At 67.6% G+C, this 14902-nt stretch carries 15 protein-coding genes and 4 tRNA genes; 7 read left to right on the top strand and 12 right to left on the bottom strand.

The window, feature by feature from the left end; all coding sequences use genetic code 11:
- On the top strand, positions 1-555 hold a 555-nt coding region (locus tag FJV41_RS25330), incomplete at its 5' end, for a branched-chain amino acid ABC transporter permease (RefSeq protein ID WP_181790926.1).
- Positions 556-597: 42 nt separating this feature from the next.
- The gene (locus FJV41_RS25325) at positions 598-1515 is read left to right on the top strand and encodes a transporter (protein WP_174457016.1); all 918 of its coding nucleotides are present in this window, start codon (positions 598-600) and stop codon (positions 1513-1515) included.
- A 65-nt stretch (positions 1516-1580) separates the two neighbouring features.
- On the opposite strand, the gene FJV41_RS25320 is transcribed toward FJV41_RS25325, so the two are convergent.
- Positions 1581-2345 (bottom strand): SDR family oxidoreductase, encoded by a 765-nt coding sequence (locus tag FJV41_RS25320; protein WP_141645117.1) that lies wholly within the window; start codon positions 2343-2345, stop codon positions 1581-1583.
- A 134-nt stretch (positions 2346-2479) separates the two neighbouring features.
- Between FJV41_RS25320 and FJV41_RS25315 the strand changes: the two genes are divergently transcribed.
- Both FJV41_RS25315 and FJV41_RS25310 read left to right on the top strand, forming a co-directional pair.
- Entirely contained in the window at positions 2480-3388 is a 909-nt protein-coding gene (locus FJV41_RS25315; protein WP_141645116.1) for a LysR family transcriptional regulator, read from the top strand.
- A 27-nt stretch (positions 3389-3415) separates the two neighbouring features.
- Positions 3416-3778, top strand: coding sequence for a hypothetical protein (locus tag FJV41_RS25310; protein ID WP_141645115.1), 363 nt, complete (start codon positions 3416-3418; stop codon positions 3776-3778).
- Between the two features lie 11 nt (positions 3779-3789).
- Here FJV41_RS25310 and FJV41_RS25305 read toward each other — a convergent pair whose 3' ends face one another.
- Genes FJV41_RS25305 through FJV41_RS25285 form a run of 5 tightly spaced genes read right to left on the bottom strand, consistent with a single transcriptional unit; the run spans position 3790 to position 9889 of the window.
- Positions 3790-4884: a Zn-dependent alcohol dehydrogenase gene (locus tag FJV41_RS25305; protein WP_141645114.1), complete on the bottom strand. Its 1095-nt coding sequence runs from the start codon at positions 4882-4884 to the stop codon at positions 3790-3792.
- Positions 4885-4936: 52 nt separating this feature from the next.
- Entirely contained in the window at positions 4937-6355 is a 1419-nt protein-coding gene (locus FJV41_RS25300; RefSeq protein WP_141645113.1) for an aldehyde dehydrogenase family protein, read from the bottom strand.
- 36 nt (positions 6356-6391) lie between these two features.
- Positions 6392-7588, bottom strand: a complete 1197-nt coding sequence (locus FJV41_RS25295; protein ID WP_141645112.1) for a 3-oxoadipyl-CoA thiolase — start codon at positions 7586-7588, stop codon at positions 6392-6394.
- A 5-nt stretch (positions 7589-7593) separates the two neighbouring features.
- Entirely contained in the window at positions 7594-9117 is a 1524-nt protein-coding gene (locus tag FJV41_RS25290; protein WP_141645111.1) for a 3-hydroxyacyl-CoA dehydrogenase, read from the bottom strand.
- 1 nt (position 9118) lies between these two features.
- A complete protein-coding gene (locus FJV41_RS25285; RefSeq protein ID WP_141645110.1) occupies positions 9119-9889 on the bottom strand; it encodes an enoyl-CoA hydratase in 771 nt (256 codons plus the stop codon).
- Positions 9890-9994: 105 nt separating this feature from the next.
- Between FJV41_RS25285 and FJV41_RS25280 the strand changes: the two genes are divergently transcribed.
- From FJV41_RS25280 to FJV41_RS25270, 3 genes are read left to right on the top strand one after another with little or no spacing between them, the layout of a single operon-like run.
- Positions 9995-10846 carry an IclR family transcriptional regulator gene (locus FJV41_RS25280; protein WP_141645109.1) on the top strand — a complete coding sequence of 284 codons (852 nt, stop codon included), beginning with the start codon at positions 9995-9997 and terminating at the stop codon, positions 10844-10846.
- A gap of 15 nt (positions 10847-10861) precedes the next feature.
- On the top strand, positions 10862-12013 hold the full coding sequence (locus tag FJV41_RS25275; RefSeq protein ID WP_141645108.1) for an acyl-CoA dehydrogenase family protein: 1152 nt from the start codon (positions 10862-10864) through the stop codon (positions 12011-12013).
- 45 nt (positions 12014-12058) lie between these two features.
- Positions 12059-13018 (top strand): alpha/beta hydrolase, encoded by a 960-nt coding sequence (locus FJV41_RS25270; RefSeq protein ID WP_141645107.1) that lies wholly within the window; start codon positions 12059-12061, stop codon positions 13016-13018.
- A gap of 5 nt (positions 13019-13023) precedes the next feature.
- Here the strand turns inward: FJV41_RS25270 and FJV41_RS25265 are convergent, their stop codons facing one another.
- The 6 genes from FJV41_RS25265 to FJV41_RS25245 form a co-directional block, all read right to left on the bottom strand.
- Positions 13024-13983, bottom strand: coding sequence for a hypothetical protein (locus FJV41_RS25265; RefSeq protein WP_141645106.1), 960 nt, complete (start codon positions 13981-13983; stop codon positions 13024-13026).
- Positions 13984-14185: 202 nt separating this feature from the next.
- Positions 14186-14258, bottom strand: a tRNA-Val gene (locus tag FJV41_RS52475).
- 10 nt (positions 14259-14268) lie between these two features.
- Positions 14269-14342, bottom strand: a tRNA-Arg gene (locus FJV41_RS25260).
- A gap of 16 nt (positions 14343-14358) precedes the next feature.
- A tRNA-Glu gene (locus FJV41_RS25255) sits at positions 14359-14431 on the bottom strand.
- Positions 14432-14461: 30 nt separating this feature from the next.
- Positions 14462-14534, bottom strand: a tRNA-Glu gene (locus FJV41_RS25250).
- 108 nt (positions 14535-14642) lie between these two features.
- Complete coding sequence (locus FJV41_RS25245; protein ID WP_141645105.1) at positions 14643-14840, bottom strand: hypothetical protein; 198 nt, start codon at positions 14838-14840, stop codon at positions 14643-14645.
- Positions 14841-14902: the final 62 nt, after the last annotated feature.

Here is a 14902-nt window from a genome sequence, read left to right as displayed (position 1 = left end):
GTGGGTGGGGTGGGCTTCACCTTCGAGCGGAAGTTGTACTTCGTCTTCACGCTCCTGGCCGCGGGCACGGTGTGGCTGACGAAGAACCTCCAGCGCTCCGACAGTGGCAGGGCGATGATGGCGGTGAGGGACCAGGACCTCGCGGCGGAGGTGCTCGGGGTCGGCACGACGCAGGCGAAGCTCCAGGCGTTCGGTGTGTCGTCCTTCCTCGCGGGCATCGCCGGGGCGATGTTCGCGTTCCAGCAGCAATACATCACCGTCGAGCCGCCCTTCGACCTGAACCTCTCCATCCAATACATCGCGATGATTGTGTTGGGAGGGGTGGGCACGGTGTTCGGCGCAGTGAGTGGCGCGCTCGCGTTCACCTTCTTGAGTCCCCTGGCGGAGACGGTGGGCGGCGCGATTCCCCTGGTGAACCAGCTCACGTCCGCGCAGCAGGCGACGGTGTTGCTGTCGCTGGTGGTGGTGCTGGTGCTGGTGCTGGAGCCGCTGGGGTTGTTCGGCGTGTGGCTGCGGGTCCGACGGTACTTCCAGGCGTGGCCGTTCCGTTACTGAGTCAATCCAAGTCGTCGACGTTCAATGAGGGAGGGAATCACCATGAAGCGCGTGCTGCTCACTGTCCTGTTCGTATCGTTGCTGTCGGCCACCGGTGCCCAGGCCCAGCAGGCGGACCTGCGTGACTACGAGGCCGGTTTCTTCGTGCCGCACCGGGGCATCATCTCCAACATGTACCTGCGTCACGTATCTGCCTCCGGCGAGCGTGACTTCTCACAACTCCAGGCGGCCTTCCGCGCAACCTACGTGCTCAAGTTCGGTGACCTCGTCGTCGTCCCGTTCGACGTGAGCCTGCCGGTGGTCGACGTGACGGTGTTCACGGGCAACCCCGCGACGCCGTCCGCCCCGAAGACGGCGCTGCGCGCTTCCGGCGTGGGCGACGTCACGTACATCCCCACGATTGGATATGGGCTCGTTCAGAACCCCGAGGACAACACCCATACGTGGTTCGCCTTCACGCCCTACGTCACCGTCCCGGTGGGCCAGTACGACAGCAACAAGCTGGTGAACATCGGCGCCAACCGCTGGGTGGTGCGCCCGCAGCTCGTCGCGGGACAGCGCTTCAAGAAGATCTTCACGGTGGAGGCGATGGCGAGCATGGCCTTCCAGGGCGACAACGACGAGTTCCTGGTACCGAGCGCGGAGGGTGGCTCGAAGCTGGTGATGAGCCAGGCGCCGTCCTTCGGCGGCATCTTCCACTTCGGCATGGACCTGTCCTCCACGTTCTTCACCGGCGCGGGGTACATCGTCGAGGCGTCCGGCAAGCGCACCATTGATACGCCCGTGGGTGAGGTGGAGGTCGCCAAGCGCACCACGGTGCAGTCGCTGCGGCTGACGATGGGCATCCGGCTGGAGAAGGCGTCCACGCTGATGCTCCAGTTCCAGCCCGACGTCGCTGTCTCGGAGGGCGTGACGAAGAGCCAGTTCATCGGCGCGCGCTTCACGCACGTGTTCTTCTAGGAACTCCGTCATCGGGAGACGGCCCTGTCACTCGGGCCGTCTCCTCGCGGTTGGATGTGCATGGCTCACGTCCGGGTGATGGACACACCTCCGTCCACCAGCGTCGCGGTGCCTGTCACGAAGGACGCGTCATCGGAGGCGAGGAACAGCGCCGCCTTCGCCAGCTCCTCGGGCGTGGCCACCCGCTTCAGGGCGTGCAGCCCGGTGATGAACGTCTTCGACTCCGGCGACGCGTTCACCGATTGATACATCGGCGTGTCGACACCACCGGGCAGCAGCGCGTTCACCCGGACGCCCTTCGGGCCGTACTCGGCGGCGAGCGCCTGGGTCAGCCCCACCAGTCCGGACTTGCTCGCGGAGTAGGCCGCGGTGCCCGGGAAGGCGAAGCTGTAGCCGACGAACGTCGACGTGAAGATGATGGAGCCCGCGCCCTGCTTCACCATGGGCCCCAGTTGGTGCTTCGCGCCGAGGAAGGCCGCGGTCAGGTTCACCGCCAACGTGTCGCTGAAGCCCTGCTCCGAGACCTCGGTGCTCGGGCCGCTCTCGCCCATGACGCCCGCGTTGTTGAAGGCGATGTCCAACCGGTCGAAGCGCCGCACCGCGAGCGCCACCAGCGCGCGGGCGTACTCTTCCGAGCGAACATCGCCCGCCAGCGCTACGGCCTCTCCACCGGCCGCGACGATTTCGGCGACCAGCGAGTCCAGCTCCTCCTTGCGGCGCGCGCCCACCACCACCTTCGCGCCCTCGGCCGCGAACAGCTTCGCCGCCGCCCGTCCGATGCCCGCGCTCGCTCCGGTGATGATGGCGACCTTCCCGTTCAACCGTTCCATGACTGGCTCTCCCGCGATTCGGCCGGCGAGGTGCCGGCGTCGATGAAAGAGAGATACGCCTCAGCTTTCCTGGGCGTAAGGGTTGGAAGCTGGTCTACTCATTCAGCTTTTATGAATGATGGGAGGCCGCACCCGTGGATCGTCTCCGAGCCTTCGAGGTCTTCGCCTCCGTCGTCCAGCGAGGCAGCTTCACCCAGGCGGCGGACGCGCTCGACACGTCGGCGGCCAACGTCACGCGCTACGTGCACGAGTTGGAGCGACATCTCGGCACGCGCCTGCTCAACCGCACGTCACGTCGAGTGTCGCTGACGGAGAGCGGCAAGGCACTGTACGAGCGAGCGCGCACCATCCTGGAGGAAGTGGCGGAGGCCGAGGCCCTGGCTTCGGCGAGCACCGTCCAGGCACGAGGCCGCCTGCGCCTCAACGCGCCGCTGAGCTTCGGCATCCTGCACCTCGCGCCATTGTGGCCCCTCTTCCTCGAGCGCCATCCGGAGGTCGAGTTGGATGTGTCGCTCTCCGACCGCGTCGTGGACCTCGTCGAAGAGGGCTACGACCTGGCCATCCGAATCTCGCGTGGTGGAGCGGGGAGCAACATCGGCCGGCGGCTCTCCACTTCACACAACCTGGTCTGCGCGTCGCCCGAGTACCTGGCGCGACACGGTGTGCCCAGGAGACTGGACGACCTCTCCCAGCATGTCTGCGTCGCGTACAGCAACTCGTCGATGGCCGAGGAGTGGCCGCTCACGGACGCGGCGGGCAGGACCCAAGTCGTGCACATGCGCAGCGTGATGCAGAGCAACAATGGCGACACCGTCCGGGCCGCCGCGCTCGCGGGCCGTGGACTCATCTGGCAACCGAGCTTCCTGATTGGCGAGGACCTTCGCGCCGGGCGCCTCGTGCGAGTCCTGTCGGAGTACTCGCTGCCAGACATCGACATCCTCGCCATCTATCCCAGCCGGCGACACCTCTCCGCCAAGGTCCGACTGATGGTCGACTTCCTCGCCGAGCAGTTCCGAGGGACACCTCCCTGGGAGCGGACGTAGTACGAGTCACACAGCAAGGAGGTGCGGGTGAGCGACGAGCAGCAGCGGAGTCTCGACGAGCTGGGGCGAAGGATGAAGGAGAGGGGCTTCTTCTGCCGTACCGCGCCCTTCTTCGCCGCGGCAGGCATCGTCGTGGGTACTCCTCCCAGGCGCGTCGTCCTCGACGCTTCGCCTGACACGATGGACCTCGACATCTCGGTCATTGATCGACGGGTCGCGCTTTATCCCGTCTCCACGGGCTGGGAAGCCCGCATTGGTCAGCATGGAGGTCGGGACTGGATACGCGGTGCGGACACACTCGACGAACTGGAGGCCATCGCGCTCGAGGCCCTGGGGACTTCGGTTGTTCCCCCAGGGCCGGACTGGCGAATCGCCGACGATGCGGAATAGGAGCCCGCGCGTCAGAAGAGGACGACGCCCCGGGCATTCACTCCGCTGTTCATGTCGGTGAAGGCCCGGTCGAGCTGGTCCAGCGTGTACGTCGTCGTCACCAGCTCATCCAGCTTGAGCTTCTTCTGCGTGTAGAGCTCCAGCAGCCGGGGCATGTCGCGGTGGATGTCCGCCGTCCCGAACCAGGAGCCGAGCAGCCGCTTCTCGAACAGGGGCAGCACGAAGACGTTCAGGCTGATCTGCTCCTTCACGCTGCCCACGCCGACGACGACACAGGTGCCAGCCTTGCGCGTGCACTGGTACGCCTGCTCGATGGTCTCCTTGCGGCCCACCGCTTCGTACGCGTAGTCCGCGCCCCGTCCCTTCGTCAGCTCACGGATGGCCACTACCGGGTCCGTCTCTCGCGCGTCGATGACGTCCGTCGCGCCGAAGACCTTGGCGAACTCCAGCTTCCTCGGGTGGACGTCCACCGCGATGATGCGCTCCGCGCCGGCAATCACCGCGCCCTGGATGATGTTCAACCCCACGCCGCCCGTGCCGAACACCACCACCGAGCCACCGGGCGGCATCTGCGCCGTGTTGAGCACCGCGCCCACGCCCGTCGTCACCGCGCAGCCAATCAGCGCGGCCTTGTCCAGCGGCGCGTCCTCAGGGAGCCGCACCGCCGCCCGAGCGGGAACCACCGCGTACTCCGCCAGCGCACCGAGCGCTGAGAAGACATTCAGCTCTCGCGAATCCTTGCGCAGCCGCGAGCTGCCGTCCGGCATCCGGTTGCTCGCGTTGATGCGTTCGCCCAGCTCACACAGGTTCGGACGTTGGATGCGACAGAAGTAACACTCCCCACATTGCGCGACCCACGAGAGGACGACCTTGTCGCCCTTCTTCACGTGGGTGACGTCCTCGCCTACTTCCTCGACGATGCCCGCGCCCTCGTGCCCGAGCACACAGGGGAGCTTCATCTTCACGGTGCCGTTCACCACGGACAGGTCCGTGTGACAGACACCACAGGCAACCATGCGGACGAGCAACTCGCGCGCCTTGGGCGGCTCGAAGCTCACGTCGGTGATGGTCAGCACGTCCTTCTCGAAACACACGGCGGCCTTCATGGGGGCTCCTGATTCGGAGGGAGACAACGAGAGGGGGGACGACGGACGAACGTCAGAGCTGCATCGCCTTGAGCTCCTGGAACTCCTCCAGCCCGTACCGGCCCAGCTCACGGCCATGTCCGGACTGTCGGTAGCCACCGAACGGCGCCAGCGGATTGAAGCGGCCTCCGTTGATGTCCACCTGACCGGTGCGCATCCGCCGAGCCACCCGCTTCGCGCGCTCCACATCCTCCGACCAGACGCCACCGGCGAGGCCGTAGATGGTGCTGTTCGCGATGCGGACCGCGTCGTCCTCGTCGTCGTACGGCATGATGGCGAGCACGGGACCGAAGATTTCCTCCTGCGCGATGCACATCTCCGGGGTGACGTTCGCGAAGACGGTGGGCTTCACGTAGTAGCCCTTCGGGAGTCCCTCTGGCTGCTCGGGACCACCGGCGACGAGCTTCGCGCCCTCGCGGATACCCTGCTGGATGTACTCACGAACCCGCGTGCGCTGCGCATCGGAGATGACGGGACCGAGCTTCGCCTCGCCCTTGAACGGGTCCCCCAGCGTGAAGCCGGCGGCCACCTCCGCGGCCAGCTTCACGGCCTCTTCATGCTGCGCGCGCGGAACGAGCAGGCGCGTGTGGGCCGTGCACGTCTGCCCGCTGTTGAGGAAGCAGTTGCCGACGATCCGCTTCACGGCGGTCTTGAGGTTCGCGTCATCGAGGATGATGGACGCGGACTTGCCGCCCAACTCCAACGACACCCGCTTGACGGTGGCCGCCGCCACCTCCGACACGCGGCGCCCCGCGCGCGTCGAGCCCGTGAAGGACACCATGTCCACCTCGGGGTGACGCACGAGCGCCTCGCCCACGACGGGGCCCGTTCCCGAGACGAGGTTGAAGACCCCGGGCGGCACTCCAGCCTCGTGAAGAATCTCCGCGAGCATGAAGGCGTTGAGCGGAGCCACTTCGCTCGGCTTGAGGACGACGGTGCAGCCCGCCGCCAGCGCGGGAGCTACCTTCGCGATGGTCTGATGGAGCGGGTAGTTCCACGGAGTGATGCAGGCGACGACGCCCACCGGCTCGCGCACCACCAGGGAGTTGCCCACCTGCTCCTCGAAGGAGAGGTCCTGGAGGAGCTGCACATAGGTGCCCGTGACGGCGATGGGCGTTCCCACCTGGATGGGCTTCGACAGCGCGATGGGCATGCCCAGCTCGCCCGTAATCGTCCGGGCCAACTCATCCTGTCGCGCCGTCAGCCCCGCCTGGAGCCGGCGCAGCAGGGCTGCGCGCTCCTCGACGGGGCGGGTGGACCACGTGTCGAAGGCGGCACGAGCGGCGCGCACCGCCCGGTCCACGTCCTCCACGGTGCCTTCGGGGATTCGCCCCATGACCTCCTCGGTGGAGGCGCTGAGCACATCGATGTGTCGCGTCCCCAGGGACGCCACCCACTCACCGTGGATGTAGAGCTTGTCGTAGACCTGCATGCGGTTCTCCCAACGTCAGAGGAATGAGCGGAGCCGTCAGACGCGCTCCAGGACAGCGGCGATGCCCTGCCCCACCCCGATGCACATGCTGACGAGCGCGTAGCGACCACCGGAGACCTGGAGCTGGCGCGCGGCCGTCAGCGCCAGGCGCGCACCGGAGGCCCCCAGCGGATGACCGACAGCGATGGCGCCGCCATTCGGATTCACCCGGCTGTCGTCCTCGCTCAGCTCCAGCAGCTTGAGGCAGCCGAGCACCTGCACGGCGAAGGCCTCGTTGATTTCGATGACGTCCACGTCGGCCAGCGTCAGTCGCGCCCGCTCCAGCGCCTTGCGCGCGGCCGGGACAGGACCCAGGCCCATGGTGCGCGGCGGAACCCCGGCGATGGCGGCCGAGACGATGCGCGCGAGCGGCTTGCACCCCGCATCCTCGCCCGCGTTGAGGGAGCCGATGAGCAGGGCCGCCGCGCCGTCGTTGATGCCGGAGGCGTTGCCCGCGGTGACGACCCCGTCCGGCGCGAGCGGCTTCAGTGTGGATAACTTGTCGAGTGTGGTGTCCGCGCGCGGATGCTCATCCGCCGACACCGTGGTGACGGCGCCCCGTCGGCCCGGAAGTTCCACGGGGACCAGCTCGCCGGAGAAAAACCCGCGCGCCTGGGCAGTGGCGTATTTCTGCTGGGATGCGAGGGCAAAGCGGTCCGTCGCCGCTCGACCAATGCCCAAATCCCGGGCGATGTTGTCCGCCGTCTCTGGCATCGTGTCCCCGCCGAAGCGAGCCACGAGGCGTGCGTTGGGGAACCGCGCGCCCAGCGTCGTGTCGAAGACCTGGGCTTCACGGCTGTAGGGCGACTCCGCCTTGCCCATCGCGAAGGGCGCGCGGCTCATGCTCTCCACGCCTCCCGCGACAAGCAGCTCACCCTGCCCCGTCATCACGGCGCGCGCGGCATCCAGCACCGCGGCGAGACCGCTGCCGCACAGCCGATTCACCGTGACGCCGCCGACCTCGAGAGGCAGTCCCGCAAGCAGCGCCGCATGCCGCGCCACATTGCGGCTGTCCTCGCCCGCTTGATTGGCGCAGCCGATGACGACGTCCTCGACGGCACCGGGCTCGAAGGGGCCTCGAGTGAGCAGCGTCCGGATGACACCCGAGAGCAGGTCATCGGGACGCACTGGGGCCAGGGCTCCGGCATGACGACCGAACGGCGTGCGCAGCCCGTCGTAGATATAGGCGCTCATGAGAGTCACTTCTCCGGAGTGAGGAGGGAGACACCGAGCCGGGCTCGGCGGGACAACCACGGACTGGCGCGGTAGCGCGGGTCTCCGGAGGCGGAGTGGATGGCCTCCAGCACCCTCAACAACCTGCGAGGCCCGAGCGCGTCACCCCAGGCCAGCGGCCCTCGGGGATAGCCGAGCCCCAGCGTCACGGCGGCATCGATGTCCTCGGGACTCGCGATGCGCTGCTGCGCGATGTCGCAAGCGATGTTGACGAGCGTGGCGAGCACGCGCTGCGCGACGAAGCCCGTGCTGTCATGGATGCGCGACACCGCGGTGCCGTCCGCCGCGAGCAGCGCCAGCGCCGAGTCCAGGAATGGCTGACGTGTCACCGGCGTCGTCATCACCGTGCGGCGGCGCTCCGGACCGAACAAGAGGTCCACGGCCACGGTGCGCTCGGGGTCCACCTCCAGCGCCAGCGCGGTGGTGGTCGCATCACGCCCCAGCGGTGCCACCAGACACAGTGACTCCGGCGCGGGTCGCTCACCGTCATCTGGGAACCAGCCCGCCGCGCGCACCAGGGACAGGAGTGCGTCGCGCCAGCCAGGCTCATCGGCGGCGACCCACACGGGCCGACGCTCGCCCGACGGAATCGTGGGCTCCGGTTCGACGTGCGGCTTGCCACCTTCGTGTGAGTAGAAGCCCTGTCCGCTCTTGCGTCCGAGCAGTCCCGCCGTGAGCCGTTGCCGCAGCACATACGAAGGACGGAAGCGCGGCTCCTGGTAGAACTGCTCGTAGACGGACTCCATCACCGGGTGGGAGACGTCGAGCCCCGTCAAATCCAGCAGCTCGAAGGGCCCCATCCGGAACCCCGCGGCCTCGCGCAGCACCCGGTCGATGTCCGCGAAGGAGGCGACGCCCTCCTGGAGGATGCGCAGCGCCTCCGTACCAAAGCCGCGCCCGGCGTGATTCACGATGAAGCCCGGCGTGTCCGCCGCACGCACGGGCCGGTGGCCCAGACGCAGAGCCAGCGTCACCAGGGCCTCGCCCACCCAGGGCTCCGTGCGAGCGCCCTCGATGACCTCCACCACCTTCATCAACGGCACGGGGTTGAAGAAGTGGAAGCCACCGACGCGCCCTGGGCGCTCGCATGCCGAGGCGATGGCCGTCACCGACAGCGACGAGGTGTTCGTGGCCAGCAGGCAATCAGGACCGACGATTCCCTCCAGGCGAGTGAAGAGTTCCTGCTTCACACGGAGGTCCTCGACGATGGCCTCCACCACCACGTGACAGCCCGCGAGTGACAACTCCTGGGGAACCGGCTCCAACCGAGCCGTCGCCGCGAGCGCGGCCTCGGGGGACAAGCGTCCCTTCGCCGCCAGCGAGTCCAACATCGACGCGATGCTCGCGCGAGCTTCGTCGGCGGCCTGGGGACGGGCATCGAACAGGCGCACTGTGATTCCCGCCTGCGCGGCGAGCTGGGCGATGCCGCGACCCATGACCCCGGTGCCGACGAGGCCCAGCGTGAGCGTGGAGGATTGGACGTCGACCATGTCAGCGTCCCTCGAAGGTGGGCTTGCGCTTGTCCAGGAAGGCCCGCATGCCTTCCTTCTGGTCTCTGGTCGCGAAGAGGAGCTGGAACGCCTTGCGCTCCAGCAAGAGCGCCTCCGACAGCGACGCATCCTGCCCCGCGAGGACGACCTCCTTGATTTGCCGCACGGCCAGGGGCGGCATGCGCGCCACCTTCCGCGCGAGCGCCAGCGCCCGCTCCAGCACCTCCGCGTCGGGGACGACCTCCGTGACCAGCCCCATCGCCTCCGCTTCCCGGGCCGTCATCGGCTCGCCGGTGAGCAGCAGCTTCATCGCCTTGAACTTCCCCACCGCCCGCGTCAGGCGCTGAGTGCCACCCGCGCCCGGCATGATGCCGACACGAATCTCGGGCTGGCCAAAGCTGGCGCCCTCGCCCGCGACAATCATGTCCGCGTGCATCGCCAGCTCACAGCCACCCCCGAGCGCAAAGCCATTCACCGCGGCGATGACCGGGCTGGGGCACTCCACCAGGGATTGCCAGAGTCGATGTGTGTCTCGGAGCAACAGCTCCACGGGCGTCGCCTCCGCCAGCGCGCGCAGGTCCGCGCCCGCGGCGAAGAACTCCGGTCCGCCCGTCAGGACGATGCAACGGACGGCCGTGTCCGCTCCCAGCTCCAGGAAGCAGGCAGCCAGCTCCTGACGCAGCTCCAACCCCAATGCATTGCGAACCTCGGGGCGATGGAGTCGCACCAATGCGACGCCTTCCTCTGGCTTCTCAATGAGCACCTGAGCCATGGGCTGGTCTCCCTAATTTCGCTGTGCGAAATTGAGTTTCGCAAACCTTGACCCATTTGTACTGTCTGTTTATCGTGAAGGCAATCCCGCACTTTCAGGACCGCTATGCGACGCTTCGCAGCCCTCTCATCCCCTCCCAATGACGATGGTGCCCCCTACGTGGAGTCGCTGGAGCAGGTGGGCGAAGAGGAAGTGAAGGACCGTCAGTTCGTGACGGCGCTCGCGCGCGGGTTGGAAATCCTGCGCGCCTTCACGCCTCAGCGCCCCATGCTCGGCAACCAGGAGCTCGCGGCGAGCACGGGGCTGCCCAAGCCCACCATCTCCCGGCTCACGCACACGCTGACGCGGCTGGGCTACCTCACGTATTCCCAGCGCCTGGGCAAGTACCAGCTCGGCACCCGCGTGCTGGCGCTGGGCTTCGCGGCGCTGTCCAACATGGGCGTGCGCGACGTGGCGCGGCCCTTGATGCAGGACCTGGCGGACTACGCCAACGTCCCGGTGTCCCTGGGCAGTCGAGACCGTCTGAACGTCGTGTACGTGGAGCACTGTCGCTCCACGGCGGCGGTGACGCTGCGGCTCGACATCGGCTCTCGGTTGCCGCTGGGCACCACGGCCATGGGGCGGGCGATTCTCGCGGCGCTGCCGGAGGGCGAGCGTCGCTACTTCATGGGGCACATGGCGAAGCGCGAGCCGGAGAAGTGGCCGCGCATCGAGGCCAGCATCGAGAAGTCGCTCGAGGAGTACCGCACGCACGGCTTCACGCTCTCCGTCGGCGACTGGGACAAGGACGTCAACGCGGTGGGCGTGCCCTTCATCGCGCCAGACGGCAGCGGCTTGCTGGCCTTCAACTGTGGCGGCCCATCCTTCCTGCTCCCACGCCAACGACTGCTCCTGGATATCGGTCCCCGTCTGGTGAATCTCGTCCGCAACGTCGAAGCGGCCCTCCAGCACCGCTGACAAGGAATCCCTGCCATGATTCGCGAGGACGACACACTGGACCCGCTGCTCGCCATGCTGGAGCGCTTCGTGAAGGAGCGCTTGATACCCAACGAGCATCGCGTCGCGGATGAGGACGCCATTCCTCCCGACATCATCATGGAGATGCGCGGACTGGGCCTGTTCGGCCTGTCCACTCCCGTGGAGTACGGCGGCATCGGACTGAACATGAGCCAGGAGGTGCAGGTGGCCTTCGTGCTCGGACAGACGTCGCCCGCCTTCCGCTCGCTCATCGGCACCAACAACGGCATCGGCTCGCAGGGAATCATCCTGGACGGCACGGAGGAGCAGAAGAGCAAGTACCTGCCCCGCCTGGCCTCGGGAGAGATTGTCGGCGCCTTCGCGCTGACGGAGCCGAACGCGGGCTCGGACGCCTCGTCGCTGAGGACCACGGCCCGGCGCGACGGTGACGTCTACGTGCTCAATGGCACCAAGCGCTTCATCACCAACGCGCCGGAGGCCGGGCTGTTCACGGTGATGGCTCGCACCAACCCCGACGAGAAGGGCGCGGGCGGCATCTCCGCGTTCCTCGTCGAAGCAGGCACACCCGGGCTGCACATCGGCCCCGCCGACCGGAAGATGGGACAGAAGGGCACACACACCGCCGACGTGCTGTTCGAGGACTGTCGCGTCCCGGCGACCCAGTTGCTCGGGGGCGTGGAGGGCCAGGGCTTCAAGACGGCGATGAAGGTGTTGGACAGGGGCCGGCTCCACATCGCGGCCGTGTGTGTCGGTGTCTCCGAGCGCCTCATCCGCGAGAGCCTCCGCTACGCGATGGAACGCGAGCAGTTCGGCAAGCCCATCGCGGAGTTCCAGCTCATCCAGGCGATGCTCGCCGACAGCCGCATGGAGGCCTACGCGGCCCGGTGCATGGTGCTGGACGCGGCCCTGCGAAGAGACCAGGGACAGAACATCAGCACCGAGGCTTCCTGCTGCAAGCTGTTCGCGAGCGAGATGGTGGGACGCGTCGCCGACCGCGCGGTGCAGATTTTCGGCGGGGCGGGCTACATCGCGGATTACGGCATCGAGCGCTTCTATCGGGATGTGCGACTCTTCAGGCTCTACGAGGGCACCAGTCAGATTCAGCAACTGGTCATCGCGCGCAATATGATGCGCGAGGCGAGCTGAGCCGTCCCCGCGAGGCGCCGGCGCCACCCCGCCTTGGGAGCAAGCATGTACGTGGCATTCGGAGTCCTTGCAGGCATCACCGTCTCCGTGCTCGCCCTGCGGCAGTGGTTGCTGCGCAGGGAGGGCACGCCCAGCCCGAGCGAGCCCTTCGACGGGCACGTCTACCGGGTCGGCAAGGCGGTCATCGCCGAGCGACGCTGCGAGCAGCCCCGCGCCACGGTCATCGGCATGCACGGCTTCGTGGCGGACATGCGCTACTTCACTCGCCACTACGGCGAGGCGGACATCCAGCTCATCCTGGTGACGAGCTGCGACTACCACCTGCCCATCACCACGCCTCGCGAGCAGCCCGCTCCCTGGGCGAGGGTCCCAGCGCAGCCCGAGGGCACCATCTCTCACGACGCCGCGGTGCTGGTGCAGGCACTGGAGCACCTGCCGAAGACGGACGTGGTGCGGGTACATGGCCACTCGCGTGGGGGAGCCGTCGTGCTGGAGGCCGCGAAGCTGCGGCCGGACCTGTTCGAGCGCGTGGAGGTGGTGCTGGAGGCCCCCGTGCTCCCGCAAGCACGGCCGTACACGAGCATGACGCGCTCACAGGTCTGGCTGCTGCCCTTCGTCATTCCCCTGTGGCGCCGCGCGCCCATCTCCCGCCACAACCGGGGCGCCTGGGGACCGCTGGAGGACGCTCGCAAGCGCGAACTCATCATGGCCTTCCCCTTCAACCCGAAGCGGGTGTCGACCATGGTGGCCAACGTGCTGGACATCGGCGCCTGGAGTCGGGAGCGCGACGCTTCCCTGTTCCGGAACGTGCGGCGCGGCACGGTGCTCGTCCCGGGAAAAGACCGGGTGCTGGAGGCCTCCTCCATGCTGGAGAGCGCGCAGCGAGCGATGCCGGAGCTCAGCGTGGTGACGCTGGACGGGTGCAGCCACTTCGTCCTGTGGGACCGGCCGGACGCGCTGCCCTCGCTGGCTCGCGCCACGGAGCATCCCGCCGCGAGCGGGTGAGCTTCCTACTTCCGATGCCACCAGCGCTTGCGCGCGGCGCGGACATCGGACCAGTCCACCAGGCTGTCGTGCACGTTCTCCTGGCCCCGCTGCGCGTCGGGCATGTCGCCCGACTCCACCCGGGCGATGAGCTCCGGCAGCCGCGCGTAGAACGTGGGTGAGCGGTACTGCGGATGCAGCGTCCACAGGCCGGGGCCCGTGCCCAGGAAGTCCAGCCGCCACAGTCCCTTGCGAGCCATGGTCCGGGTGACGAGGTTCTCCGGCTCCCTGTAGGGCGGATTGCCGGCTCGCAGCGCCCGCAGGGCATGGATGGGGGGCGCCAGTCGCGCGCGCAGCGGGCCCAGGCGCCGCGTCATGACGTCGCGGTCCACCAGGAAGACCCGGCTGCTGAAGCGACGGAAACGGAACGCCTGGGGCGCGCCATCCGGCTCGTACCAACGAGCGTCCACGCCGATGGTGCCATCCGCCCTCGGAGGACCCGAGAGCGGACTGCAGCTCACCAGTTCCTCACGCGCGGCGAGCTGTTCCGCCGCCTCCGTCACCCACGACCGTGAGCCGCCGCCAATGAGCATGTCCGCGTCCAGGTGCAGGACATGCCGATGCGCCGCCTGGGCCACGCCAAAGAAATAGGAGTGATAGGGGCCACCGCGCGAGTCCTTCATCGGCAGGCGTGAGCCCCCGAAGAAGCGCTCGGAGAGGGCCTGGGTGGTGGCGGGCGAGTAGTCCACTTCCACCACGCGCACCCGGGGGTCCGCGGCGCGCAGCTCCGCGAGCAACGCCTCCATCTTGGGCTTCCGCTCCAGCCACGCTTCCGCGAAGCGGCTGCCCTGGCTGCGATGCAGGTCCAGCACCAGCAGGATTTCCCGCACGGAGGGACCGAGCTGACGGAGCTGGTGCGGCAGGATGAGTCGCGCGTGCGGGTGGTCCGTGGGCGCCAGGTTGATTTGCAGCGTGACGGCGCTCATGGCGCGCCCGTTCCGGCGTGGAGACCCGAGGCAACACGGACGGGCCTCGCCCACCACGGCCCCTGGTGGGCCGCGAGGCAAAGGCAGACATCTACGAGGTTTGAAGTAGGCTCATCCATGGCGGGCGGGTCACTCCTTGCCACAACCGGATGAATGACTCAACGCGCGGGCGCATTTCCTCGCGCCTTGCTTGCATCGAAAGTGCACGCCCCGGGAGTCGAACCCGGCGAAGGCGGTACGTCAGACCGCTGCCGTCACCCGCTGGCTCGGCGTGCATGTTGCGTATGGTCCTGGCAGGAATCGAACCTGCGACCTCTCGGTTCGCAACCGAGTGCTCTCATCCGCTGAGCTACAAGACCTGAAGAACCGCGTGAGTACCCCGTACGGGAGTCGAACCCGTCTTTCCGCAGTGAAAGTGCGGCGTCCTTCGCCAATAGACGAACGAGGCAACTGGCTGCTGCGAGACAGCTTGGGGAAGTACCTCGTACGGGAGTCGAACCCGTCTTTCCGCAGTGAGAGTGCGGTGTCCTTCGCCGATAGACGAACGAGGCAAATGGGTACTGCGGGTGAGGGGACCCGGGGAAAAGGAAGAGGCCGGGTCCCCTCTGGGAGCCCGGCCTCGGAGAGCCATGCCGCGTCGGTCGACGTGGCCTGGAAGCTCAGAGTTCGGGTGGAGCTCCACGGAAGGACGCGATGCCTTCCAGGAACTCATCCTCTTCAGAAGCGGTGTCCTGCTCGGTGTTCGCGAACAGCACGGCGATGCCGCGGACAGTGTCGTTCTTGCGCTTGAGATTCATCGGGCTCATCGGATTCACCGTCGGCATGGTCACCGCTCCTTTCGCCTTGGACTGACGCATCTGGAATTGCCTCCTGACAAACCGTGTATTCACGTGAGCAACCCTGATTTAACGTCTCAAGC

This window comes from Myxococcus llanfairpwllgwyngyllgogerychwyrndrobwllllantysiliogogogochensis (genome assembly GCF_006636215.1).
Classification (GTDB): domain Bacteria; phylum Myxococcota; class Myxococcia; order Myxococcales; family Myxococcaceae; genus Myxococcus; species Myxococcus llanfairpwllgwyngyllgogerychwyrndrobwllllantysiliogogogochensis.
The sequence above is the reverse complement of the archived record's forward strand: the minus strand, read 5'-3'. Positions and strand labels throughout refer to the sequence as shown.